This window comes from Anoxybacillus sp. PDR2 (genome assembly GCF_009834045.1).
Taxonomy (GTDB): domain Bacteria; phylum Bacillota; class Bacilli; order Bacillales; family Anoxybacillaceae; genus Anoxybacteroides; species Anoxybacteroides rupiense.
On record NZ_CP047158.1, the window covers coordinates 2,589,006 to 2,613,071 of the forward strand.

A 24,066-nucleotide genomic window follows, 5' to 3' on the forward strand; every position below is an offset into this window, starting at 1 on the left:
TATGGAAAATAACAGGAGACAAAGCCTAAATGGACTTTGTCTCCTCTCTGAGCGACCGCTCAGTGTTACACAAATTATAATGGAATGTTTCCGTGTTTTTTCTGCGGACGCTCCTCCTGCTTATGACGGAGCATGTCGAGTGCTTGAATCAGCTTCACTCTTGTATCGCGTGGATCAATCACATCATCCACCATTCCGTATTTGGCGGCGACATATGGATTTGCGAATTTATTGCGATACTCCTCAATTTTTTGTGCTCGCGTTTCTTCTGGATTTGCGCTTTTCTCAATTTCGCCGGCGAAGATGATATTAGCGGCTCCTTGAGGCCCCATGACAGCAATTTCTGCGTTCGGCCAAGCGTATACAACATCCGCTCCAATCGCTTTGCTATTTAGTGCCACGTACGCGCCGCCGTACGCTTTGCGCAAAATGACAGTGATTTTTGGAACCGTCGCTTCAGAGTAGGCGTATAAAATTTTCGCTCCGTGACGAATGATGCCGCCATGCTCCTGTTTAACCCCCGGAAAGAAGCCGGTCACATCTTCAAATGTAATAATTGGGATATTGAATGAATCACAAAAACGAATAAAGCGGGAGGCTTTATCAGACGAATCGATATCAAGACCGCCGGCCATAAATTTCGGCTGGTTGCACACAAGCCCAACCACTTCTCCTTTAATGCGAGCAAAACCAACGACAATATTTTTAGCAAAGTCTTTATGCACTTCCATAAATGATCCTTCATCGACGACCTGAAGCACCACATTGCGCACATCGTACGGACGTACCGCATCCACTGGAATCGCGTCAGCTAAGTCTGGCCGATCATCATCATCGTCTGGGACAGAGCTAGCCGGCGGTTTTTCTTGACAATTTTGCGGAAGATAGCTTAACAGCCGACGCACTTCCTCTAGCACTTCTTCCTCCGATTTTCCAGAAAAATGCGCATTACCGCTGATTGTGTTATGTACACGGGCTCCTCCCAAATCCTCAGCGCTGATTTTTTCGCCCGTCACTGTTTCAATGACTTTTGGGCCAGTGATAAACATCTGACTCGTTTTTTCCACCATGAAAACAAAGTCTGTAATCGCCGGCGAATAAACGGCACCGCCCGCACAAGGTCCCATAATCACAGAAATTTGCGGAATCACTCCAGAGTAAATGGCATTTCGGTAAAAAATATGCCCATATCCATCAAGTGATAAAACGCCTTCTTGAATGCGAGCGCCTCCTGAATCATTTAGTCCGATGACGGGCGCTCCTGTTTTCGCCGCCAAATCCATAATATTCGTGATTTTTTTGGCATGCATTTCTCCCAGCGCACCGCCAAAAACTGTAAAATCTTGCGAAAAGACGAATACGGTTCTTCCATTCATTTTCCCATATCCAGTCACAACGCCATCCCCAGGTCCTTTTTTTCCTTCAAGCCCAAAATCGGTACAGCGATGCTCCATAAATGGATTTAATTCGACAAACGTCCCCTCGTCTAAAAGTAAATCAATGCGCTCACGGGCAGTAAGCTTTCCTTTTGCATGCTGCTTCTCAATTTTATCATCTCCGCCGCCCAATTCAATTTCTCGGCGTCGGTCATAGAGCTCATTAATTTTGTCATACATGTCTGTCATTCTTGATGACCTCCCGCATTTGTTTTTTCACAAAGCTCGTATAACACGCCGTGGGCCGATTTCGGATGCATAAATGCCACAAGCGCTCCCCCAGCCCCGGTTTTCGGTTTATCTTGAATCATGCGAATTCCCTTTGTTTTTAATTCGTCAATACGAGCTTGAATGTCATCGACACCGAGCGCAATGTGATGAATTCCTTCTCCCCGCTTTTCAATAAATGCGGCAACAGCGCTATCCGGGGCCGTCGGTTCTAATAGTTCAATCTTTGCTTCTCCCAGCTTTAAAAACGCTACTTTTACCTTTTCCGATTCGACTTCCTCGATTCCAACCAGCGGCAGTTGCAGCGTATCGACATAAAATGGCAGCGCTTTCTCAATCGACGAAACCGCAATGCCGATATGGTCGATTTTCTTTACGTTCATCCGTCTAATCCCCTTTGCTGTGAATATTCATAAACATTATTTATATTCGACCTTTCGACAAAAAATCCTGCTAACACGTTTTAGAGCGACCTATTTTTTTGCTTGTTCACGATTTAAAATGGCGGTACAATGATAAATGGCAATATGTTTAGATAGGGAGGAAATCTCATGTCCCGCAAAAAAACGCAAAAAATTGTCGTATACTTAATGCTTATTACCATGCTGTTAACAACTATTTTAGCAGGCGTTGGTATGTGGTTTTAATAAGAGAGGCGACTTTTCCATCAAAGTCGCCCGTCTTTCTTTTATCGCATCGCTCCCTGCTGTCTAGCTAGCACGGCAAATGATTCATTGCTACGAACAATGAACACCTTGGTTCCTTCTGGAATTTTTTCATATAGCGTTTCCACATCCCGATTGTGCATGCGCACACACCCTTGCGTAATATAACGGCCAATCGACTGTGAATTGTTTGTGCCGTGGATTCCATAGATTCGTCCATCGGTTCCTTTTGCATCAAAGCCGATCCATCTTGTTCCAAGCGGGTTGCTTGGAGCACCTCCGGGAATACTCTTCTTTCGGTAATATGGATTTTTCGCTTTTACCTTCACGGTAAACAGCCCTTCAGGTGTTAAAGCTGTTGTGACACCTGTTGCCACAGGATAAACCGCCTCAATTCTTCCTCCTCGAATAAAAGCAAGCTGATTCGTCGCCTTGTTAATAATAATAAAAGGCTGGGTGGCTGATGATGCTGATGATGTCGTCGGCCACAGCAATGAGCATGATAGCATAATCGCCATAAGTAGCCGCATATAATTTCACCCTTTGCTTTTTCTTATATTTTGAAGCAAAAAGGAAAACCCCATTCATGATTTATTTGTCAGGATGAAACTGGCTTTTAATGATTAAATATTGCTCCAATTCCTTCACTAGGTGAAGCAATGCCGCTCGCTCTTCAAACTCTTCGCGCGTTTTCGGAAGCTCCATTGCCTCAAATTGCTTTTTCATATCATGAAGCTTTTGCAAAAAACGATCAGCTGTATTGCCTGGATGAATGGCATCGCTCAGCTCATCAATAAAATCAGCAACGACTTTTCGCTGCTCCACTGTATATGTAAGCGACGTCACAAGCGGAAGCACCCGCTCGATAATTTCAAACTGTTTTTCCCGCATTCGAAAATAGTGATAATATCCTGTTTCATTCCTTAAGAAATGGTTTTGGAGATTGTGCAAAGCCGCTATTTTCGCTTCCTGTAAAATATCTGCTGCCAGCATAAGCTCTTTCCCGTCCCAGCTGCTCTCGTTCGTCCGCAAATACTTCACAACTTCCTTCAAAATAATGCGAAATAAGTCTTCAATGATGCGCTGGTACTCCTTCAATTTCTTCTCGATGCTAGGCATATACATATTGACAATAAGAGCCACGCCAATTCCGATCACAACCAACAGTACCTCATTGATGACAATTTGCACGGTAAATTGTTTAGCCGCATAAAAATGAAGAATGATAACAGAGCTTGTCGCAATCCCTTCCGTGATCTTCAGCCTAACCGTCGCCGGAATAAAAAAGAGCAGCAGCAATCCAATCGAGACAGGATGATAAGCAATTCCTTTAAAAAAAATAAAGGAAAACACGATAGCTACCATGCAAGCAGCAAAGCGGGCCCACGCGGTTTGCAGCGATTTCTTTTTCGTCACCTGAATGCATAAAAGTGTAATAATTCCGGCTGATACAAAGTTATGCAATCCAAAATACTGAGCTAAACTAATAGAAGCGGTTGTGCCGATCGCTGTTTTAATGGTGCGATATCCTATTTTCAGCCTATACACCCCCTGTGAATGTCATGATGCTAACCACTTCATCATATAGAAGCTTGAGGCATTAACATCTGTTCTCGCATGCGCAAGCGCTGATCTGATTTCGCTGGTCAGGTAGACGAAAAGGCAGATCCCTGAACTCTTCCGACGGTGGATTTCCGTTCATTCCATCTTTGCATTGCTATACAAACACAATTGTTGATGAGCCATTATTTTACTAAAAAGATGGAATGATTGAGCTAGACACAAGCAGTGTCAATTGGTTTCTATTAGATAATCAATACACCTGATATACAAATTTTCTCGAATCATTCTCTATCCAACATCACCAACTCCGATTCAAAAAGAAAGGGATATTTGCAAACGGAACGCTCTCGGCTCGTTTTCTTCATCATCCATACTCATTCTATCTGCAAAAAAATAAAAAGATGATCGGCGATCACCTTTTTATTATAGCACCTTTTCGAGAAATTCTTGAGCCCTCTTGCTTTTTGGCGAGGCAAAAAACTCATTTGGCGGTGCATCCTCAATAAGCTGGCCGCCGTCTAAAAAAAGCACGCGGTCAGCCACTTCGCGGGCAAAACCCATTTCATGCGTCACAACGGCCATCGTCATGCCGGTATAAGCAAGCGACTTCATCACCTCAAGTACTTCTTTCACCATCTCTGGATCAAGTGCTGAGGTCGGTTCATCAAATAACATGATTTCAGGCGACATCGCAAGCGCCCGAGCAATGGCCACACGCTGTTTTTGCCCTCCAGATAAACGACTGGGGTACTCATTTGCCTTGGACACTAAGCCTACCTTCCCAAGCAGCTCCATTCCTTGGGTCTCTGCATCGCTTTTTGACATCCCTTTTACCTTGATTGGAGCATATGTTACGTTCTCTAAGACCGTCATGTGAGGAAACAGATGAAAATGCTGAAAAACCATCCCGATTTTTTCCCGCACTTTCATCATATCTGTTTGACGATTCGTAATTTCTTGCGATCCGATCCAAATTTGTCCGCGTGTCGGCTGTTCCAGCAAATTTAAACAACGCAAAAACGTGGATTTTCCAGAGCCGGATGGTCCGATAATGGCTACTACTTCTCCTTGTTCGATCTTTACTGTAATTCCCTTTAATACGTCCAACTTGCCAAATGATTTATGAAGGTCTACGACTTTAATCACTTTTTCTCATTCTCCCCTCGATCACTTTGCCAAGCATTGTGAGAATCATCACTAAAATGTAATAAATTATTCCCGCAATCAGCAACGGTTCAAAAAACGCATATTTGTCTCCCCCAACGATATAGGCGCGCCGCATAATATCCATCGCACCAATGACCGTTACAACTGCCGATTCTTTTGTCAATGTAATAAACTCGTTCATTAACGCCGGCAAAATATGTTTAAACGCTTGAGGCAAAATGATATTTCGCATCATTAGGGGATAGGGAACGCCCAATGCCATTGCCGCCTCTCTCTGGCCGCTATCAACCGCTAAAATGCCGGCGCGAATGATTTCAGAAATATAAGCAGCAGAGTTTAAGCCAAAAGCAATCACGGCGGCCGGAAAGGCTTCAATTTCAAAGCCGATCATTTGCGGCATGCCAAAATAAATAATCATCAGCTGCAATACAAGCGGCGTGCCGCGAAAAATGGAAGTATAAAGATCTGCCAGCCACGTTAACAGCTTGATTCTGCCGATTTTAAATAAAGCTAAAACAATTCCGAAAGCAAACCCCAACAATGCTGCCGATGCCACAATTTTTAACGTTACCCCTATCCCTTGTAAAATAAAAGGGATTGTCGGGATAAACTGAGAGAAATTTAAGCTCACACTCAAACCCGTCCTTCCTTATATATCATCAACCGTAAAAAAACGAGGCTTGCCCGTAAGCAGCGCTTGGCCTCGTTTGCTGTTTCGATTTTATCCAATCCGCTCCATTCGTTCCGATCACTGGCTTTCTTGCCGTTCTGATTTCGCCGGCCCATGTGTTTCATCTGCGTTCTTCAAACTAAATACCGATTCAACACGAAATTTAGTTACTGCTGATCAAACCATTTTTTAATAAGCTTGTCTACTTCTCCGTTCTTCATTTTTTCTTGTAATACTTGATTAAATTTGTCTGTTAGCTTGCTTCCTTTTGGGAAAGCAATGGCTGAGCCAGCTTCTTGCTCACTCGTCTGCATGGTCGTTCCCATTAACTTGCCACCGCTGTTCTTTATATACCCTTTGGCGACGGTATTTTCGATAATCGCCGCATCGAAACGCCCAGCTTGTATTTCTTGAATTAACTCTGGTATGCGATTGCGACTTTCAAGCTTCATATCAATGGTTTTTGCAAGTTTTTTCGCCTCTCCCTCTTGAATGGAGGCTGTTTGCACTCCAACCGTTTTTCCTTTTAAGTCCTCCATTGTCTTTAACCCATTTTCTTTTTTTGTAACAATCATATTTTTCGCTACATAATACACATCAGAAAAGTCGACACTTTTTTTCCGCTCCGGCGTAGGGGTCATACTCGCTAAAACGAAATCAACCTTACCCGATTGCAAAGCTGGAATCAAGCCATTGAAATCCATGTCAACCACTTGGACTTCATATCCAAGCTCTTTGGCGATCATATTTGCTAAATCAATATCAAAACCAATGACCTCGTCCCCTTTCGCTGTATCCATATACTCAAAAGGTGCATAATCAGCAGAGGTGCCTAGTTTCAATATTTTTTTATTTGACTCGCTTTGTTTTTCTGCAGATGATCCGGATGCCCCGCAGCCAGAAAGCAAACTAATGAACAGAATACAAAATAATAGCGACAAAAGTCCTCTCCATTTTTTCATGATCTTTGCTCCTTCTCTTCCCATTCAAAAGGTATTATATTTATATACTTTTATAACAACCATATTTAGAAATTGTCTAATGACAGACGTCTTCCATCTTCAACTGCAGTTCATGATTTTTTGTAATAAGACTAGTCTTTCTTAAGTTATTAAAACAATTTGTATCATAACATCGTTTTCATAAATATGCAATCCGTTTTCATAAATATAAAATTATTTTTATATTTTAAAAATATTCAACTGTCAAAAAAAGATCTGCCCGTCTTAAACGAGCAGATCTGGTTATAAGCTTCTTTATACTTCATCACAATGCTGTTCAAAGGCCGCTTGCAGCTTCTGAACAACGGCAATTGGTTCATGTCCTTCAATTTCATGGCGTTCAATCATTGTGCAAATCTTCCCATCCTTTAATAAAGCAAATGATGGAGAAGATGGCGGATAGCCAACAAAATATTCACGCGCTCTCGCCGTCGCTTCCTTATCTTGACCAGCAAACACAGTCACGAGATGATCTGGGCGCTTATCATAGTGAACAGCATGCGCCGCGGCTGGACGAGCAATTCCTCCTGCGCAGCCGCACACAGAGTTCACCATGACAAGCGTTGTTCCCTTCCGGCTAAATGCTTCATCTACCTCCTGTGGCGTGCGCAACTCTTCATATCCTGCTTCCACTATTTCTTTACGTGCTTGTTGGACAATGTCATTCATAAAAAACTGAAAGTTAAATTCCATATCACTCGCTCCTTCTTTCTTTTTTTTATCATACCAATAAGAGGAGCGATGTTTCAATTTATATGACATCGTGCATTTTTTTAATTGCAAACAGGCCTGCCTTCAAATGTCATTGAATTTAGTACGATTTGATTTTTGTTTCCAATTGTCTGAGGGTTAACTGGTTCAACTCTGAAAAACCGTCTTCCAACGAAATGATTTTTCCTTCATAAACAGGATAAACTCCTTGCCATCCCCCGACAATGGTATAAAATTCTGTTCCTTCAACAGGTTTTAAAAAACAAACATACCGCCCTTCCGCCATAGGCCCTGGGTAAACTTTGTTAATTGGATTTAAAGGGGCAGGAAGTGGCTCAACTCCGGTGGATAACACGTTGATGATTTTACCATTCGTCCCCTTTATATATTGGTCTACATGAAATCGTTGGACAAAATTGACAAGCCGTCCACTTTGCACTGATTTGTCTAGTGATCGTTTCTGATGTGAAGTATCAAACCAGCCATACGCAATGAACGTTGAACGATTTACTAACCCCTTCAACGTTTCGGCACGTTTGATATGGACTGCTTGCTTTGGAATGCTATCAGAATAAGCCTCAGCAGGGAAATGAAACATAAACAGCAAGCCTATACAGATGAATAGCTTAGACCATCCTCTCATTTCATCACCTCATCATACACACTTCGTTAGCTGTTACTATTGTTCAACAATCTTCCTTTTTTTATGTGATCATTTAACATTCTTCAGTCGAGAAGTCTCCCACTTCTAAATCTTGCGAAGCTTGATGAAAGTGGGAGATGAATCGACTTCGGACAAGGACAGGCTTTTGCCTGTTCAATTGTCTGACCCTGTGGTAAAATAAACCTATGTCGTTCTTTCATAACTGGATATAGGAGGTTGCATGGAGAAAATAAAATGCGAAAACCAAGCGGATCCTTCCATGCGTAAAATATCCAAGGTACAAAAGAACTCCGAATTGTCGGACATCTAGGGTTGGAACGACCCGAAGTCACGCTCAGGGAGACGAAAGGCGGCTTTCGTCGTGGAACTGAGAAGCTCCCACTTCAAGCTTTAGCTAAGTGGTGAGTAGTTCACTAACAGAAAGAATGAAAAGAACTATATGAAAAACGTAAGAATGAATAAAAATAAAAATCCTCGCCTTCTGCCAAGTACAAAAAAGAATGTTCTATGGCTTAAGGAAGCCGACCGTTTAGCGCTGGCCAATGCTCTGCAGAACAAATGATAAATAAAAATAACGGCAATCGCTTTGATATACAAAAGCATTGCCGTCAAGGTTTTCGCTTATCAATGTCTCATGCTGTTTTACGTTAGAACATTTATTTAACACCATGCACCGAGAAGTCTCCCACCTCTACACGAAGGAAAGGTGGGAGAGGTTCATAGTGTAATTTTAATCTTAAAACCATCACTGCTTGATACATCAAGAAGAACAAGTTTTCTGAATGACATTTTCGCATTGATCAACTCTTTTCTTAAGACTTTTAAATATTCTTCTTTGATGGGAACATTCGAATACTTTTTAATACAACTCGCTATGATTCGGATGGTCACATCATTTAACACCACCTTCATGGGTAAAGGAAGGATAAGACGATGTCCGTTTGCCTCAATTCTAATCTTCATAACAGACCTCCGAATCACTCAATTACAACTTCAACGTTATCGCCATTAGCACTCTTAACCTCCACTATCTTACCTATCACTCCGCTTTCCGCCATTAGTAATATCGCTTGTAAATCAATGTTTTTCAAAGCATCATGGCATGAAATCTGTGGTAATTGCATTCCGATTTCCAAAGCAGCTTTTATCAATCCAAGTGGTACATTCACTTTTACAATATCCCCCTGTTCACTATGAACAAATACCTTTAAAAGCATTTTGTTGAAATCTTTGCGTTCTTCTGCTGAAACGACTTGAACAACTTTAGATTTTTCACCCCTTAGAAGTTCATCTACTGTGACACGAAAATAATCCGCGAGTTGAGGAAGTAAAGTAATATCTGGGCATGACAAGTCATTTTCCCATTTGCTTACTGCTTGAGAAGAGACTCCGATGTATTCTGCAAGTTGGTCCTGTGTCATTCCCTTTTTCTTTCTGAATTCTCCAATCCTTGAACCTAATGTATTAGCCATTTTCGATACCTACCTTTTGTTATGAAGTTGAAATAAATGTTAATTATACTGAACTTTATACATATTATTGCATTTAATAGGTATCGATTGAATAGAGGAATCGTTGAATTTTATCATCTATAAGTTGATTTTCAATCTACCGTTAGTTGTTTTTGTTACATATTGTAATAATAAATATCCTTGCCCTTTTCTAGACCGTTTCATCATCTAAGTCTCCTCAAAACGAGCTTCCGTCGTACGTGAGCGAACAATCATATGTGTCCCACATTGATTTGAAAGAAGTTCACCGTTTTGATCTTTTCTTGCCTACGTTTTCACTTGAAAGAACTAGGAATCCATAATGGCGCGGCAACAGCTTGATCACTTATTTCTCCTTTTTCGTACAAACGAACAGAACAGCTTGTAGCTTGAACTCCTCTGTATACAATTGAAATGTTGGTCTTTTTCGCCATAAAAAATCCCCTTCAAGTATCGTGTGACAGGCCACATCTGAAATGTGCGCTTTTACCAAGAAGCCCCCCTCCTCCATCCCGTTAAGAGGTGGGAGAGGTTCATCACCGGTTACTCAAAGGGGATCAATATCACATTCCGTAGAATTTAATCTAAGGCTTTTTGATCTATTTACTCAGACCCTTTTTTGGTTTCGTAAATCTGCAATAATTGTTGTACGGCCTTCGTGACAGAGAGCGTACCGGCAATGACATGATTTTCAATCATCGGCAGCTCTGCTTTAATTTGCGGATGCGAGAAAAAGCTTGATTCTAAATAATCTTTAATCATGGAGTAAATCCAGTCCTTCAATTGGTGGCGCCGCCGCGCATCAAATGCGCCTGACTGCTTGGTGACGGAAATAAATGCTTCCACAACGTTCCAAACTTTTTCGATCCCTTCTCCCAACAATGCTGAACACGTGTAGGCCTTCGTTTCCCATCCTGGTGTGGCCGGACGCAAATAGTGCAAAAACTGATTATATTCTTCTCGAGCCGCTTCCGCTTTTGGTTTATTATCGCCATCCGCCTTATTAATCACAACCGCATCCACAAGCTCCATAATTCCTTTTTTCATTCCCTGCAATTCATCGCCAGCACCAGTAAGAGCGATCATCATAAAGAAATCGACCATGCTGCGTACGACAAATTCGCTTTGCCCGACTCCAACCGTCTCAATTAAAATAATATCGTATCCCGCTGCTTCGCATAAAAGCATCGTTTCCCGCGTTTTTCGATGAACGCCGCCAAGCGTCCCTCCGGATGGCGACGGACGGATAAAGGCTCGCGGATCGCGCGCGAGATTTTCCATCCGCGTTTTATCGCCGAGGATGCTGCCGCCGGTAATAGAGCTGCTCGGGTCAACCGCTAAAACGGCGACCCGATGCCCTTGTTCACACAAAAATTGTCCAAACGCTTCAATAAAAGTGCTTTTTCCGGCGCCTGGCACACCTGTGATGCCGATTCGAATCGATCTCCCGACATGCGGCAAAAGCTCGTGCAAAATTTGCTGGGCCATCTCCATATGTTTAGCTGCGTTGCTTTCTACTAATGTGATGGCCTGTGCCAAAATGGTGCGATCGTTGTTTAATACCCCCTCCACATATTCGCTTACTGAGCGCTCTTTGCGTTTCACCCATTTTTTCGTTTCCTGCGATCTCAGAGTGGTGTCTTCCTTTCCCTTCACATAGGAAGTCGCAAAATCAGCCGTCTGTTCTTTTGGCGCCCATTCTGGACGGTAGGTCCGTTCTTCACTCATTGGCTCACTTCCTCATACCCGATCCGCTTATAAATTTCATGCAATACCTTTTCAGCCGCAGTCGGAATCACTGTTCCTGGGCCAAAGATAGCCGCCGCTCCATGCTCGTATAAAAATTCATAATCCTGTGGCGGAATCACTCCTCCGGCCACAACAATAATATCTTCACGACCTAGTTTGCGCAGCTCCTCCACCAGTTGCGGTAGCAAGGTTTTATGTCCCGCAGCAAGCGAGCTCATGCCAATGACGTGAACATCATTTTCCACCGCTTGACGCGCCGTTTCCTCTGGTGTTTGGAAAAGCGGGCCGATATCCACATCAAATCCTAAATCAGCAAATGCAGTGGCAATTACTTTCGCTCCGCGATCGTGTCCATCTTGGCCCATTTTCGCAATCATGATGCGCGGTCTGCGTCCTTCAAGCTCATAAAACTCATCCGTCAGCTTTTTCACTCGCTCGATTTCTTCCTCATTTGTAAATTCTGAACTGTAAACACCGCTGATTGATCGGATGACCGCCTTATGGCGCTTCGCTACTTTTTCAATCGCATAAGAAATTTCACCTAATGTCGCCCGAACGCGAGCGGCCTCTACTGACAATTCCAGTAAATTCCCTTCTCCTGTTTCCGCCGCCTTTGTAATAGCTTCCAGCGCTTGTTGAACTCGCTCTTCATCGCGGGAAGCACGCAGCTGCTGCAGTCTTTCAATCTGTCGCAGGCGCACCGCTGTATTATCGACCTCTAAAATGTCAATTGGCACTTCTTTATCAGGGCGGTACTTATTCACTCCGATGATCGTTTCCGCTCCTGAATCAATTTTCGCTTGCCGTCTTGCGGCTGCTTCTTCAATTCTCATTTTCGGAAGGCCGGTGTCAATCGCTTTCGCCATTCCGCCAAGGCTTTCGATTTCTTCAATATGTTTCCATGCGCGAGTCATCAGCTCGTTCGTTAACGCTTCCACATAATAAGAGCCGGCCCAAGGATCAATCACATTGCAAATTCCCGTTTCATCCTGCAAATAAAGCTGTGTATTGCGGGCAATTCGCGCTGAAAAATCCGTTGGCAAAGCAATCGCTTCATCCAACGCGTTCGTATGCAGCGATTGAGTATGCCCAAGAGCCGCTGCATGCGCTTCAATACATGTGCGCACAACATTGTTGAATGGATCCTGTTCGGTCAAGCTCCAGCCTGATGTTTGCGAATGCGTGCGCAGCGCCAGTGACTTCGGATTTTTCGGGTTAAAGGTTTTCATCATTTTCGCCCAAATAATGCGCGCCGCTCTCATTTTGGAGACTTCCATAAAATAATTCATGCCGATTGCCCAGAAGAACGACAAACGCGGAGCAAACGAATCAATATCAATTCCTGCTTTCAAACCTGTTCTCACATACTCTAAACCATCCGCAAGCGTATAAGCTAATTCAATGTCGGCTGGTGCTCCTGCTTCTTGCATATGATATCCTGAAATACTAATACTGTTAAATTTAGGCATATATTTCGACGTATATTCGAAAATATCCGCAATAATGCGCATGGACATTTCCGGAGGATAGATATACGTGTTGCGCACCATATATTCCTTCAAAATATCATTTTGAATCGTTCCAGAAAGCTTGTCCTGCGTCACTCCCTGCTCCTCTGCTGTGACAATATAAAAGGCCATAATCGGCAAAACCGCTCCATTCATGGTCATCGACACAGACATTTGGTCAAGCGGAATACCGTCAAATAAAATTTTCATATCTAAAATGGAATCGATCGCTACCCCTGCTTTTCCAACATCGCCGACCACGCGCGGATGATCTGAGTCATAGCCGCGGTGGGTGGCAAGATCAAACGCGACGGAAAGGCCCTTTTGCCCCATGGCTAGATTACGGCGGTAAAAAGCATTACTCTCTTCCGCTGTGGAAAATCCTGCGTATTGGCGAATCGTCCATGGACGATTGACGTACATCGATGGATAAGGCCCTCTTAAATAAGGAGGAATGCCCGGCATGTAATCCAGAAAATCCAGCTCTTCAATATCCTGCTTCGTATACAGCGGTTTCACTGCGATTTGTTCATTCGTCTGAAATAACAGATCCTCCATTGACGCTTTTAATTTTTGTTCAATAGCCTGCTTCCATTGCTGTTCGTTGGCCGATTGGTTTGATAGATGCAAAGGAATATTTGTAAAATCGACTTTTCTACTCATCGAGAGCCACCCCCATTTCCTTCATCACCGTAACAAGCGTTTCGTAACAATTCGATCCTATATGAATGAATCCATCAATTCCAGCCTGTGTAAACATCGCTTCTCTATCAGGATTTTGCTTTCCGGCTACATATAATTTGATATGAGACTGCGCTTTCTTTAGCTCTGTTGCAATCAAAGGCACAGTCTCTATATAGCTTTCATCAGTGCCGCAAATAATGTAATGAGATCCATTCAGACGAAGCGCTTCCTGTACAGCTTCTTGGACCGACATATAGCCATCGTTTTTTACCACTTCAAAGCCCCCCGCCTCAAAAAAGCCTGTGATAAAATCAGCTCGTGCTTTATGATTTGGAATCGGGCCAAGATTAATTAAACGAACGGTTGGACGCTTTCCAGAAGTCGCAAGATGCGCCTCTGCCGCTTTTCTCAATTGTTCAAACGGCTCGGCCAAACGCCATTGCGGAATCGGCTGGATGCAAAACGACAAACCACTGCTTTCTAGCGCCTTCTCTATTTCCTGAACGGTCGCTCGTTGAGAAACCGCAGATAAAGCTGTTTTTACCCATTGCTTTGCTGCAAATTCCTTTTTCAACTGATCGACTCGTTCTTTATCGAGCGATTGCTCGACGGATATGCAGGCGTGTTTTCGATGAAGCTGTGGTGTTGGTTCTGCTAAATTCGCATAGACGTTCGTGCCGACGATTTTTTCCTTGCGCGTTTTGACGTGTCGATCGCGCTGCTCGGCTACTTGATTTACCTCCGATTGCACAAAGCCTTCCTCAAGAGCTTTCGTCATGCCGCCTTTTGCTTCAATTTGTTGAAATAGCTTCCACGTCTCTCGGGCCACTTGCGCCGTCAACGTTTCGACATAATAAGAACCTCCAGCCGGATCAATGACTCGGCCAATATGAGCTTCCTCTAGTAAGATCAGCTGTGTATTGCGGGCAATTCTTCGTGAAAATTCATCGGCTGGCTGAATCGCTTCATCAAAAGGAGAGACATGAAGGCTATTCATTCCGCCCACGACAGCCGCAAACGCTTCTGAAGTCGCCCGAAGCATATTAACATATGGATCATATATTGTTTTCGTAAAATAAGACGTGCGGGCATGCACCGTGAGCTTTTGGGCATCGTCACTGCCGCCAAATGCTTGAACAATATTGGACCAAACCACCCGAGCGGCGCGCAGCTTCGCAATTTCCATAAAGAAATTGGAACCGATCGCAAAAGAAAAGCTGATGCGCTGCGCGATGTCATCAATCTCCAAGCCACGGTCGAGGCACTCGTTGATATATTCTGCCGCCGCCGCAAATGCAAAGGCTAGCTCCTGCACCGCATTGGCACCGCCATTATGATAAGACTCGCCATGAACTATCACGGTTCGTATATTTGGCATATGCTCCATCGCCCATTTTGTCACATCGGCCATCATATCATATGAATCTTCGAGCAAAACAGGAAGCTGTCCTTTTTGGACAAGCCCCCCCAGCGGATCCATGCCAATCTCGCCATGCAATGCCTCAAGAGGTACTTGTTGTTTTTGCAAATAGGTAGCGAACAACGCTAAAAACGGCAATGAGCAGGCCCCTGCATCCACTCGAATCGGATAATGCCGTAAATCAATGCCAGAAAACATTGTTTCTACATCTTCAAGCGTCGTTACTAAAAAACCGAGCCTGTCGAGCACAAGATGGATGGCTGTTTGCCCTCTCGCGATGTCATGTTTGACCATTTCATTCCATTCTTTTGCACTCGCTGCAGAAAGCTCCTGACTGATAAACCATGGTTGTTGAAGATACCCATTGACTTCCGTCCCGCGTACATAATCAGCAAAACCCGGAAGCTGCTCAAGATGCTCTAACGATTCAATATCTTGACGTGTATAGATCGGTTGAATGCGCACATTTTCATAAGTGGTAGAATATAGCTTTTCAATTGGCTTCCCTTTTAATGATTTCTCGACTTCTTGCTTCCATTCCTCATAACTCGGAATAGGAAACAAGCCATTTTTCATCGTTGAAATCTCTGTCATCTATAATCCCTCCCCTTTGTTATCTGCTTGCTTCCTCTCTTCAGAAAACGCTTACTTTTGAATTTTTTTAAACATTCGTTACATATTTATTTTAGTATATATAAGCCTTGCGGGCAATGAACAAAACGGCTATCTTCCCAGACAGGCGCGATTTCTTTTTTCCTATCGTTCTCTTGAAGATAGATGGCTCTATCCTAAGGTTTTGCTTTTATGTTGTGTTGCTACAAAAAAGTCACTTATTTTCCAATTTTTCTTCCATCCACTCATAGTAAAGTTGAATCTGCTTGATTTTAAATGCAAACACCTACCGCCGAAATGCAGCGGTAGGTGTTTTTCTTAATAGATCGGTGTATTTTCTTTAGATGTGTTTTCTAAAATTTCTTTCACGCGCGCTAAGAAGCGGCCGCAGATCAAACCGTCAAGAACGCGATGGTCAAGCGACAAGCAGAGGTTCACCATGTCGCGAACCGCGATCATGCCGTTATTCATCACAACTGGGCGTTTCACAATCGCTTCTACTTGTAAAATTGCCGCTTGTGGATAGTTGATAATTCCCATCGATTGTACAGAACCGAATGAGCCTGTGTTATTGACTGTGAATGTGCCGCCTTGCATATCTTCTGGACGAAGTTTGCCTGCCCGCACTTTTGCAGCTAATTCAGAAATTTCCCGAGCAATGCCTTTGATGGTTTTTTCATCAGCATTTTTAATGACAGGGACAAATAGAGCATCGTCCGTTGCAACAGCGATCGAAATGTTGATCTCTTTCTTCTGGACGATTTTGTCGCCCGCCCACATCGAATTAATTTGCGGGAATTCTTTCAGCGCTTGAGCGACCGCCTTTACGAAGAACGCAAAATAGGTTAAATTGAACCCTTCGCGTTTTTTGAACTCGTTTTTCATGGAGTCGCGGTAAGCAACTAGGTTCGTAACATCCACTTCCACCATCGTCCACGCGTGAGGCGCTTCATGTTTGCTGCGAAGCATGTTAGCAGCAATCGCCTTGCGGACAGGAGTAACTGGAATTTCTACATCACCTGCTTGCACAGGAACAGAAGGCACAGCTGGTTGTTTTGGAGCTGCTGCTGGTTCTGCTTGCGGTGCTTCTTGAACTGGTTGTGCTGCCGCTTGAGCTGCTGGTTTTTGTCCTGGAGTCGGAATATTTCCAGACTCAATTAATTTTAACAAGTCTTTGCGCGTAATGCGTCCGCCTGCACCTGTACCTTGTACTTGATCAAGGTCAATATTATGCTCTTGAGCGAGGCGCAAAACAGCAGGCGAGTAGCGTCCTCTTTCTCCTGCTGTTTTTTTCGGTGCTTGAGCAGGAGCCGCTGCTTGTGATGCCGGTGCTTCAGCTTTTGGAGCTTCTGCTTGTGTTGCTTCTGCAGCAGGAGCCTCAGGCGCACTTCCTTCTCCTTCGACTTCAATTGTACAAATAACAGCGCCAACTGGCAGTGTTTCTCCTTCTGACGCAATTAATTCTTTAATAACGCCAGTGAAAGAGGAAGGAACTTCCGCATTTACTTTGTCTGTCATAACTTCTGCAATTGGATCGTATTTATTTACTTTATCGCCAACAGATACGAGCCATTTGCTGATCGTACCCTCTGTGACACTTTCTCCGAGCTGAGGCATTGTGATTTTTTCGATTGCCACTTCGATGACCTCCTATCTTGATTAAAGGCTGCTTTTATGATGATTTCGCATGACAAGGCAAGCGTTTGCTTGCCATTGTCACTTTCTCTTATTTTCCCTCTTTTTTTTAGCATTCCATACTCATGTTCGTTTTTGGCATTAGAATGCCGCTAATTCGCGAATCGCTTTTTCAACTTTATCTGGGTTCACCATGAAGAATTTTTCCATCGTTGGCGCATACGGCATTGCCGGTACATCCGGGCCAGCCAGACGCATGATTGGCGCGTCTAAGTCGAATAAGCAATGTTCTGCAATGATTGCCGCAACCTCGCTCATAATGCTTCCTTCTTTATTGTCTTCCGTGACAAGAAGAACTTTGCCTGTTTTGCTTGCTGCTTCAATGATCGCTTCTTTATCAAGCGGATAAACTGTACGCAAATCCAATACATGAACAGAAATGCCATCTTGAGCGACACGCTCTGCTGCTTGAAGTGCAAAATGTACACATAAGCCGTAAGTGATGATCGTAATATCGTCGCCCTCTCGTTTAACGTCTGCCTTGCCGATTGGCAATACATAGTCATCTTCAGGTACTTCGCCTTTAATGAGACGATAAGCGCGTTTGTGCTCGAAGAATAGTACTGGATCTTCGTCGCGAATCGCAGCTTTTAACAATCCTTTCACATCATATGGAGTGGATGGCATGACGATTTTTAAACCTGGCTGGTTCGCGAATACCGCTTCAACAGATTGAGAATGGTAAAGCGCTCCGTGAACGCCGCCGCCATAAGGAGCACGGATCACTACCGGGCAGTTCCAATCATTGTTGGAACGATAACGGATACGCGCAGCTTCAGAAATGATTTGGTTCACAGCCGGCATAATAAAATCAGCAAATTGCATTTCGGCAATTGGACGCATTCCGTACATTGCTGCACCGATCGCAACACCGGCAATCGCAGATTCTGCTAGAGGCGTGTCAATGACACGTTCTTCACCGAACTGATCGTATAATCCGATGGTTGCTTTGAATACCCCACCTTTTTTACCTACGTCTTCACCTAATACGAATACGCGCGGATCGCGTTCCATTTCTTCGCGAATCGCCATCGTCACCGCATCAATGTATGAAATTACTGGCATTCTTCATTCCCCCTTACTTCTCAGCATATACGTACTTTAATGCATGCTCCGCTTCAGCATACGGTGCTTTTTCTGCATAATCAGTCGCTTCATTGACTTGTTTCATGACGCGATCAAGAATTTCTTTTTCTAACTCTTCTGTTAATACGCCTATTTCTTTCAAGTAGCCAGCGAATGAAAGAATCGGATCCTTCGCTTTTGCTTCCGCTAACTCCTCTGGTGTACGATAAGCGCGATCATCATCGTCGGAAGAGTGAGCTGTTAAACGATAAGAAACCGTTTCAATCAATGTAGGACCTTCGCCGCGACGTGCACGGTCAGCTGCTTCTTTCACGGCTTTATACACTTCTAACGGATCATTTCCATCTACTGTATATCCAGGCATGCCGTAGCCGATCGCCCGATCTGATACTTTTTCGCACGCCAATTGCTTTTCGACTGGAACAGAGATCGCGTATTTATTGTTTTCGCACATAAAAATAACTGGTAGCTTATGAACCCCAGCAAAGTTCGCACCTTCATGGAAATCTCCTTGGTTGGAAGAGCCTTCACCAAATGTAACGAAGGAGATGAAGTCTTTCTTTTCCATTTTCGCTGCTAATGCGATACCTACTGCGTGAGGCACTTGTGTTGTAACCGGCGAAGAGCCTGTTACAATGCGGTTTTTCTTTTGTCCAAAGTGTCCTGGCATTTGACGTCCGCCAGAGTTTGGATCTTCTGCTTTTGCAAATGCAGAAAGCATCAATTCTGTTGGCGTCATTCCAAACGTTAAGACGACACCCATATCGCGGTAATAAGGCAATACATAGTCTTTTGTGCGATCTAATGCAAAGGCTGCACCAACTTGAGCTGCTTCTTGGCCTTGACAAGAGATTACGAATGGAATTTTACCAGCACGGTTTAAAAGCCACATACGCTCGTCAATTTTACGAGCCAATAGCATTGTTTCATACATTTCTAATACCGTTTCATCACTTAAGCCTAGCGCTTGATGACGATTTTCTGCCATCGAAAAAACCTCCTTTATTGACTTAGAAATGAATCGCTTTGCCGTCAACGGCTAACGCTGCTTCAGCCATCGCTTCTGATAAGGTTGGATGCGGATGGATCGTATGAGCTACTTCCCAAGGAGTAGCATCGAGAACACGTGCAAGTCCCGCTTCTGAAATCATGTCAGTCACGTGAGGCCCAACCATATGCACCCCAAGCAAATCGTTTGTATTTTTATCAGCGACAATTTTGACAAAGCCTTCTGCTTCACCAAAGACAAGCGCCTTTCCGATCGCTTTGAACGGGAATTTGCCGACTTTCACATTGAAGCCTTTTTCTTTTGCCTCGTCTTCTGTTAAGCCGACGCTCGCTACTTCTGGACGGCTGTAGACACATTTTGAAATCATTGTGTAATCAATTGGTGACGGAGCTTGTCCAGCAATATGCTCAACAGCGACAATGCCTTCATGCGACGCTACGTGAGCAAGCTGAAGGCCGCCGATCACATCGCCAATCGCATAAATATGGGACTCTTTTGTTTGATAAAATTCGTTCGTTTGAATGAACCCTTTTTCAACAATGATATCGGTATTTTCTAAGCCAATTCCTTCAACATTAGCTTGACGTCCGACTGATACAAGCATTTTTTCCGCTGTAAATGCTTTTTGTTCGCCTTTATGCTCCGCTTTGATCGTGACATCCTTGCCTTTTTCAAGCGTTTCTGGCAATACTTTCGCACCTGTCACGATTTGAATGCCGCGTTGCTTTAATACTTTTTCTACTTCTTTGGACACATCGCGGTCTTCCGTTGGCAAAATGCGGTCTGCATACTCTAGCACCGTTACTTCTACGCCAAAATCATTGAGCATAGAAGCCCACTCGATGCCGATCACACCGCCGCCAACGATAATGATCGATTTTGGAAGAGCTTCAAGCTGTAGCGCTTCATCAGATGTAATCACAAGCTCGCCATCAATATCAAGCCCTGGCAATGTACGCGGACGAGAGCCAGTGGCGATAATCACATTTTTCGGAACAAGCATCTCATTTTCTTCGCCATTGTTCATTTCAACTGAAATCGTTCCTGGCATCGGCGAAAAAATCGACGGTCCTAAGATGCGGCCAGTTCCTTCATATACATCAATTTTTCCTTTTTTCATTAATCCCTGAACGCCTTTATGTAGCTGTTCAACGATTTTCCGCTTACGCTCCTGCACTTTAACAAAATCTAATTTCACATCGCTAGCAAGTACACCAAACGTTTCACTTTCTTTTGTTTGTGCATATACTTCAGCGCTGCGAAGCAATGCTTTACTTGGAATGCACCCTGCATGCAGACAAGTGCCGCCAAGTTTTCCTTTTTCGACGACAGCTGTTTTGAGCCCGAGCTGCGCTGCGCGAATGGCTGCTACATATCCGCCCGTACCGCCACCTAATATGACGAGATCATATTCTTTTGCCATGAGTCTCTCTCCTTCCTATTGCAAAACTTCAACTTTAGAAAAATTTCCAGGATACACCTTCTCTTTCTCTTCACCGCGTAAAACACGAAGCGCTCCTTCAGCTAGCGCTTGAAGCTCATTTTCTCCCGGATGAACAATGACGTCAGCAATCCATTTCACACGATCAGCGATTTCCTTTACAAAGCCTTTTCCGTACGCTAAACCGCCAGTTAAAATAATCGCGTCTACCTTTCCTGCTAAAACCGCGCTGGCCGCCCCAATTTCTTTCGCCACTTGGTAAGCCATCGCACTATATACTAGCTTTGCCTTTTCATCTCCTGCTTCAATCATTTTTTCTACTTTTACCGCATCGTTTGTACCAAGATAACCGACTAAACCTCCTTGGCCAACAAGCATTTTTAAAATTTCTTCACGGTAATACTCTCCTGAGAAGCATAAAGATACGAGATCTCCTGCTGGAACCGTACCAGCACGCTCCGGACTGAATGGTCCTTCCCCGTCTAATCCGTTATTCACATCCACGACACGCCCTTGTTTATGAGCGCCAACCGTAATTCCGCCGCCCATATGAACAACAATGAAATTCAATTCTTCATATTTTTTGCCAAGCTCTTTCGCTACACGACGAGCAACGGCTTTTTGATTTAGAGCGTGGAAAATACTTCTTCTCTCGATTAATGAAAACCCTGAAATTCTCGCGATAGGGTCAAGCTCATCGACAACAACAGGGTCAACGATAAAAGCAGGAATGTTTAGGGCCGATGCAATTTCATGGGCTAAAATACCGCCAAGGTTCGAAGCATGCTGTCCCGCATATCCCTTGCGCAAATCGTCAAGCATCTGCTCATTTACGCGATACGTTCCGCCTTCAATCGGACGCAACAAACCACCGCGACCGCAAACAGCGCTTAATTTCGAGATATTGATTCCCTCTTGATCCAGCGTTTCTAAAATCGTTTGTTTGCGGAATTCATATTGATCAATAATGGATTTATATGATTGAATCACATCTGTGTCGTGGCGAATCGTTTTTTCAAAAATCGAGCGTTCGTTATCGAATACCCCGATCTTTGTCGATGTTGATCCTGGATTAATCACTAAGATGCGAAATTCTTTCGTTTGCAAGATGTCAACCTCCTTTTTACAGTGAAAGCGAGAATATCCATTCCCGCTTTCACTGATTATTGTTTAGCGACCGCGACGACGGCTTAAAATGTGATGGCCGTTTTGTAAAAATTGGCTGCGAGATTTACGCATTGTTTCAATTCTCTCTTCTGCCAAGCGGTCTGCCGCTTTATAGGATGGAATGTTGTCACGTTTAGCGATTTCAAATACTTTTTCAATATTGTTGTAAATTTGCTCTACTCGCTTCATTGCGCGTTCACGGTTGTATCCGTATAGCTCATCCGCCACGTTGATAACGCCACCTGCGTTGATGACGTAGTCAGGAGCATAAACGATACCCATTTCATGGATAATATCGCCGTGTTTTGCATCACGAAGCTGGTTGTTAGCTGCTCCTGCAATCACTTTTGCTTTTAATTGCGGAATCGTTTGATCATTGATAACACCGCCAAGTGCACAAGGTGCAAAAATGTCGCAATCTACGCCGTAGATCTCGTTAGGGTCGACGGCTTTTGCTCCAAACTCTTCCACAACACGTTGTACCGCTTCTTTGTTAATATCTGTCACGATTAATTTCGCACCTTCTTCATGAAGATGGCGGCATAGGTTGTAAGCTACGTTACCAACACCTTGAACAGCAATGGTTTTTCCTTCTAGAGAGTCGCTTCCAAAAGCTTCTTTTGCTGCTGCTTTCATACCGCGATAAACGCCATAAGCGGTAACAGGAGATGGGTTACCTGAAGAACCAAACGCAGGCGAAATTCCTGTTACGTAATCCGTTTCTTCATAAATAATGTCCATATCAGCCACTGTTGTACCAACGTCTTCCGCTGTGATATAGCGGCCGTTTAACCCCTGAATGAAGCGACCAAATGCACGGAACATCGCTTCGTTTTTATCTTTGCGAGGGTCGCCGATAATAACCGTTTTTCCACCGCCCAGATTAAGGCCAGCAGCTGCGTTTTTGTATGTCATACCGCGAGCAAGACGAAGCGCATCTTCAATCGCAGCCTCTTCTGATTCGTACATCCACATGCGAGTTCCGCCAAGTGCTGGACCAAGCGTTGTATCGTGAATCGCAATAATCGCTTTTAATCCTGATTCTTTGTCTTGGCAAAATAATAGTTGTTCATAGTCATAATTTTCCATATATTTGAAGATTTCCATGTGATTTTCCTCCCCTATTTCTTTCATTTATCATTTATTTAGATGCGGAGCAAACCGCAAGTGCTAACGAATACAGCTTGCTTTCAGCCGAATCGGCGCGTGATGTCAAGACAATCGGCGCTTTCGCCCCTGCAATCACAGCCCCTACCTTCGCATTGGCAAAATAAACAAGCGATTTATATAAGATGTTTCCAGCTTCAATATCAGGAACGAGTAAAATATCAGCGTTTCCTGCAACCTCGCTGACAATTCCCTTATGCTCAGCAGCAGCTGGAGACACTGCATTGTCAAGCGCGAGCGGCCCGTCAACGATGCATCCTTTGATTTGACCGCGGTCATTCATCATCGAAAGCGCGGCTGCATCAATAGTGGCCGACATAGCTGGATTGACGACCTCAACCGCCGCAAGTGGAGCGACCTTTGGCTTCTCAATCCCAATCGATTTCGCAACAGAAACGGCATTGGCAATGATTTGCGCCTTTTGCTCTAAATCAGGTGCAATATTCATCGCTGCATCTGTGACGATGATATATCTATCATAATGTGGCACTTCAAACACGGCCACGTGGGATAATACACTTCCTGTTCGCAATCCGTATTCTTTATTTAACACGGCTTTTAAAATGGTCGCTGTCGGAATATTTCCTTTCATTAATACATTCGCTTCATTCAAGCGAACCGACTTAACAGCAAGCTCGGCTGCTTGAGCGACGGAATGAGCGTGAACAATTTGGATTTTTCCCTCTTTCTCATAATCCTTGTTCTTCTGCTTAAGCAGCTGCGAAATACGTTCGCGATCTCCATATAAAACAAATTTTCCGAATTGATGATCTAAGGCCATCGTAACGGCTTCAATCACCTCTTCGTCTTCCGCTGCGGCAACCGCAACAGTCATATCGGAATATTGGGTTGCTTGGTCAACTAGTGATTGTAGCTTCATTTCATGCATCCAACCCCTTTTTTCTTTATCATTTTGTCCGCTTTTTATTATAT

The 24,066-nt window shown here is 43.9% G+C and carries 22 protein-coding genes; 1 reads left to right on the forward strand and 21 read right to left on the reverse strand.

Features of this window, described 5'->3' with window-relative positions; translation table 11 throughout:
• Positions 1 to 74: 74 nt before the first annotated feature.
• Together GRQ40_RS12465 and mce are read right to left on the reverse strand one after the other, a co-directional pair.
• Positions 75 to 1,625 carry an acyl-CoA carboxylase subunit beta gene (locus tag GRQ40_RS12465; RefSeq protein ID WP_044744440.1) on the reverse strand — a complete coding sequence of 517 codons (1,551 nt, stop codon included), beginning with the start codon at positions 1,623 to 1,625 and terminating at the stop codon, positions 75 to 77.
• Positions 1,622 to 2,047 (reverse strand): methylmalonyl-CoA epimerase, encoded by a 426-nt coding sequence (gene mce / locus GRQ40_RS12470; RefSeq protein WP_044744441.1) that lies wholly within the window; start codon positions 2,045 to 2,047, stop codon positions 1,622 to 1,624. The genes GRQ40_RS12465 and mce overlap by 4 nt, the downstream gene beginning before the upstream one ends.
• A 168-nt stretch (positions 2,048 to 2,215) precedes the next feature.
• On the opposite strand from mce, the gene prli42 reads away from it, so the two are divergent.
• Positions 2,216 to 2,311, forward strand: coding sequence for a stressosome-associated protein Prli42 (gene prli42, locus GRQ40_RS12475; RefSeq protein ID WP_149917071.1), 96 nt, complete (start codon positions 2,216 to 2,218; stop codon positions 2,309 to 2,311).
• A 41-nt stretch (positions 2,312 to 2,352) separates the two neighbouring features.
• Here the strand turns inward: prli42 and GRQ40_RS12480 are convergent, their stop codons facing one another.
• From GRQ40_RS12480 to yqiS, 19 genes are all read right to left on the reverse strand, one after another.
• Positions 2,353 to 2,859 carry a L,D-transpeptidase gene (locus tag GRQ40_RS12480; RefSeq protein WP_066145703.1) on the reverse strand — a complete coding sequence of 169 codons (507 nt, stop codon included), beginning with the start codon at positions 2,857 to 2,859 and terminating at the stop codon, positions 2,353 to 2,355.
• Positions 2,860 to 2,920: 61 nt separating this feature from the next.
• Complete coding sequence (locus GRQ40_RS12485) at positions 2,921 to 3,868, reverse strand: aromatic acid exporter family protein (RefSeq protein ID WP_066146527.1); 948 nt, start codon at positions 3,866 to 3,868, stop codon at positions 2,921 to 2,923.
• A 447-nt stretch (positions 3,869 to 4,315) separates the two neighbouring features.
• Positions 4,316 to 5,038, reverse strand: a complete 723-nt coding sequence (locus GRQ40_RS12490) for an amino acid ABC transporter ATP-binding protein (RefSeq protein ID WP_080862337.1) — start codon at positions 5,036 to 5,038, stop codon at positions 4,316 to 4,318.
• Positions 5,031 to 5,690, reverse strand: coding sequence for an amino acid ABC transporter permease (locus GRQ40_RS12495; protein WP_044744682.1), 660 nt, complete (start codon positions 5,688 to 5,690; stop codon positions 5,031 to 5,033). Before GRQ40_RS12495 ends, GRQ40_RS12490 begins: the two co-directional genes overlap by 8 nt.
• Before the next feature lie 206 nt (positions 5,691 to 5,896).
• On the reverse strand, positions 5,897 to 6,691 hold the full coding sequence (locus tag GRQ40_RS12500; RefSeq protein WP_066145708.1) for a transporter substrate-binding domain-containing protein: 795 nt from the start codon (positions 6,689 to 6,691) through the stop codon (positions 5,897 to 5,899).
• Positions 6,692 to 6,985: 294 nt separating this feature from the next.
• The gene (locus GRQ40_RS12505) at positions 6,986 to 7,423 is read right to left on the reverse strand and encodes a BrxA/BrxB family bacilliredoxin (RefSeq protein WP_066146530.1); all 438 of its coding nucleotides are present in this window, start codon (positions 7,421 to 7,423) and stop codon (positions 6,986 to 6,988) included.
• A gap of 118 nt (positions 7,424 to 7,541) precedes the next feature.
• Complete coding sequence (locus tag GRQ40_RS12510) at positions 7,542 to 8,084, reverse strand: hypothetical protein (RefSeq protein ID WP_066145711.1); 543 nt, start codon at positions 8,082 to 8,084, stop codon at positions 7,542 to 7,544.
• Between the two features lie 738 nt (positions 8,085 to 8,822).
• Positions 8,823 to 9,068 carry a hypothetical protein gene (locus GRQ40_RS12515; protein WP_066145714.1) on the reverse strand — a complete coding sequence of 82 codons (246 nt, stop codon included), beginning with the start codon at positions 9,066 to 9,068 and terminating at the stop codon, positions 8,823 to 8,825.
• Between the two features lie 14 nt (positions 9,069 to 9,082).
• Positions 9,083 to 9,577, reverse strand: a complete 495-nt coding sequence (locus GRQ40_RS12520) for a helix-turn-helix domain-containing protein (protein WP_066145717.1) — start codon at positions 9,575 to 9,577, stop codon at positions 9,083 to 9,085.
• Between the two features lie 621 nt (positions 9,578 to 10,198).
• On the reverse strand, positions 10,199 to 11,323 hold the full coding sequence (gene meaB / locus GRQ40_RS12525) for a methylmalonyl Co-A mutase-associated GTPase MeaB (protein ID WP_159720115.1): 1,125 nt from the start codon (positions 11,321 to 11,323) through the stop codon (positions 10,199 to 10,201).
• Positions 11,320 to 13,515, reverse strand: a complete 2,196-nt coding sequence (gene scpA, locus GRQ40_RS12530) for a methylmalonyl-CoA mutase (protein ID WP_159720116.1) — start codon at positions 13,513 to 13,515, stop codon at positions 11,320 to 11,322. Before scpA ends, meaB begins: the two co-directional genes overlap by 4 nt.
• Positions 13,508 to 15,550, reverse strand: a complete 2,043-nt coding sequence (locus tag GRQ40_RS12535) for a methylmalonyl-CoA mutase family protein (RefSeq protein ID WP_080862333.1) — start codon at positions 15,548 to 15,550, stop codon at positions 13,508 to 13,510. The genes scpA and GRQ40_RS12535 overlap by 8 nt, the downstream gene beginning before the upstream one ends.
• A 336-nt stretch (positions 15,551 to 15,886) precedes the next feature.
• On the reverse strand, positions 15,887 to 17,206 hold the full coding sequence (locus GRQ40_RS12540; RefSeq protein ID WP_159720117.1) for a dihydrolipoamide acetyltransferase family protein: 1,320 nt from the start codon (positions 17,204 to 17,206) through the stop codon (positions 15,887 to 15,889).
• A 138-nt stretch (positions 17,207 to 17,344) separates the two neighbouring features.
• Entirely contained in the window at positions 17,345 to 18,328 is a 984-nt protein-coding gene (locus GRQ40_RS12545) for an alpha-ketoacid dehydrogenase subunit beta (protein WP_044744456.1), read from the reverse strand.
• A gap of 13 nt (positions 18,329 to 18,341) precedes the next feature.
• Positions 18,342 to 19,337, reverse strand: a complete 996-nt coding sequence (locus tag GRQ40_RS12550) for a thiamine pyrophosphate-dependent dehydrogenase E1 component subunit alpha (RefSeq protein WP_159720118.1) — start codon at positions 19,335 to 19,337, stop codon at positions 18,342 to 18,344.
• A 22-nt stretch (positions 19,338 to 19,359) separates the two neighbouring features.
• Positions 19,360 to 20,781: a dihydrolipoyl dehydrogenase gene (lpdA, locus tag GRQ40_RS12555; RefSeq protein ID WP_044744458.1), complete on the reverse strand. Its 1,422-nt coding sequence runs from the start codon at positions 20,779 to 20,781 to the stop codon at positions 19,360 to 19,362.
• Positions 20,782 to 20,796: 15 nt separating this feature from the next.
• Entirely contained in the window at positions 20,797 to 21,906 is a 1,110-nt protein-coding gene (buk, locus tag GRQ40_RS12560; protein WP_044744459.1) for a butyrate kinase, read from the reverse strand.
• A 63-nt stretch (positions 21,907 to 21,969) separates the two neighbouring features.
• A complete protein-coding gene (bcd, locus tag GRQ40_RS12565) occupies positions 21,970 to 23,073 on the reverse strand; it encodes a branched-chain amino acid dehydrogenase (RefSeq protein WP_044744460.1) in 1,104 nt (367 codons plus the stop codon).
• A gap of 34 nt (positions 23,074 to 23,107) precedes the next feature.
• A complete protein-coding gene (gene yqiS / locus GRQ40_RS12570; protein WP_044744683.1) occupies positions 23,108 to 24,013 on the reverse strand; it encodes a phosphate butyryltransferase in 906 nt (301 codons plus the stop codon).
• Between the last annotated feature and the right edge of the window lie 53 nt (positions 24,014 to 24,066).

Excerpts from the sequence above, each read along its gene's own strand:
- GRQ40_RS12500 (WP_066145708.1), bottom strand. The coding sequence starts at position 6,691 with ATGAAAAAATGGAGAGGACTTTTGTCGCTATTATTTTGTATTCTGTTC.
- GRQ40_RS12510 (WP_066145711.1), bottom strand. The coding sequence starts at position 8,084 with ATGAGAGGATGGTCTAAGCTATTCATCTGTATAGGCTTGCTGTTTATG.
- lpdA (WP_044744458.1), bottom strand. The coding sequence starts at position 20,781 with ATGGCAAAAGAATATGATCTCGTCATATTAGGTGGCGGTACGGGCGGA.
- GRQ40_RS12545 (WP_044744456.1), bottom strand. The coding sequence starts at position 18,328 with ATGCCAGTAATTTCATACATTGATGCGGTGACGATGGCGATTCGCGAA.
- GRQ40_RS12520 (WP_066145717.1), bottom strand. The coding sequence starts at position 9,577 with ATGGCTAATACATTAGGTTCAAGGATTGGAGAATTCAGAAAGAAAAAG.
- GRQ40_RS12550 (WP_159720118.1), bottom strand. The coding sequence starts at position 19,337 with ATGGCAGAAAATCGTCATCAAGCGCTAGGCTTAAGTGATGAAACGGTA.
- yqiS (WP_044744683.1), bottom strand. The coding sequence starts at position 24,013 with ATGAAGCTACAATCACTAGTTGACCAAGCAACCCAATATTCCGATATG.
- meaB (WP_159720115.1), bottom strand. The coding sequence starts at position 11,323 with ATGAGTGAAGAACGGACCTACCGTCCAGAATGGGCGCCAAAAGAACAG.
- bcd (WP_044744460.1), bottom strand. The coding sequence starts at position 23,073 with ATGGAAATCTTCAAATATATGGAAAATTATGACTATGAACAACTATTA.
- GRQ40_RS12535 (WP_080862333.1), bottom strand. The coding sequence starts at position 15,550 with ATGACAGAGATTTCAACGATGAAAAATGGCTTGTTTCCTATTCCGAGT.
- prli42 (WP_149917071.1), top strand. The coding sequence starts at position 2,216 with ATGTCCCGCAAAAAAACGCAAAAAATTGTCGTATACTTAATGCTTATT.
- GRQ40_RS12480 (WP_066145703.1), bottom strand. The coding sequence starts at position 2,859 with ATGCGGCTACTTATGGCGATTATGCTATCATGCTCATTGCTGTGGCCG.
- GRQ40_RS12515 (WP_066145714.1), bottom strand. The coding sequence starts at position 9,068 with ATGAAGATTAGAATTGAGGCAAACGGACATCGTCTTATCCTTCCTTTA.
- mce (WP_044744441.1), bottom strand. The coding sequence starts at position 2,047 with ATGAACGTAAAGAAAATCGACCATATCGGCATTGCGGTTTCGTCGATT.
- GRQ40_RS12505 (WP_066146530.1), bottom strand. The coding sequence starts at position 7,423 with ATGGAATTTAACTTTCAGTTTTTTATGAATGACATTGTCCAACAAGCA.
- scpA (WP_159720116.1), bottom strand. The coding sequence starts at position 13,515 with ATGAGTAGAAAAGTCGATTTTACAAATATTCCTTTGCATCTATCAAAC.
- GRQ40_RS12465 (WP_044744440.1), bottom strand. The coding sequence starts at position 1,625 with ATGACAGACATGTATGACAAAATTAATGAGCTCTATGACCGACGCCGA.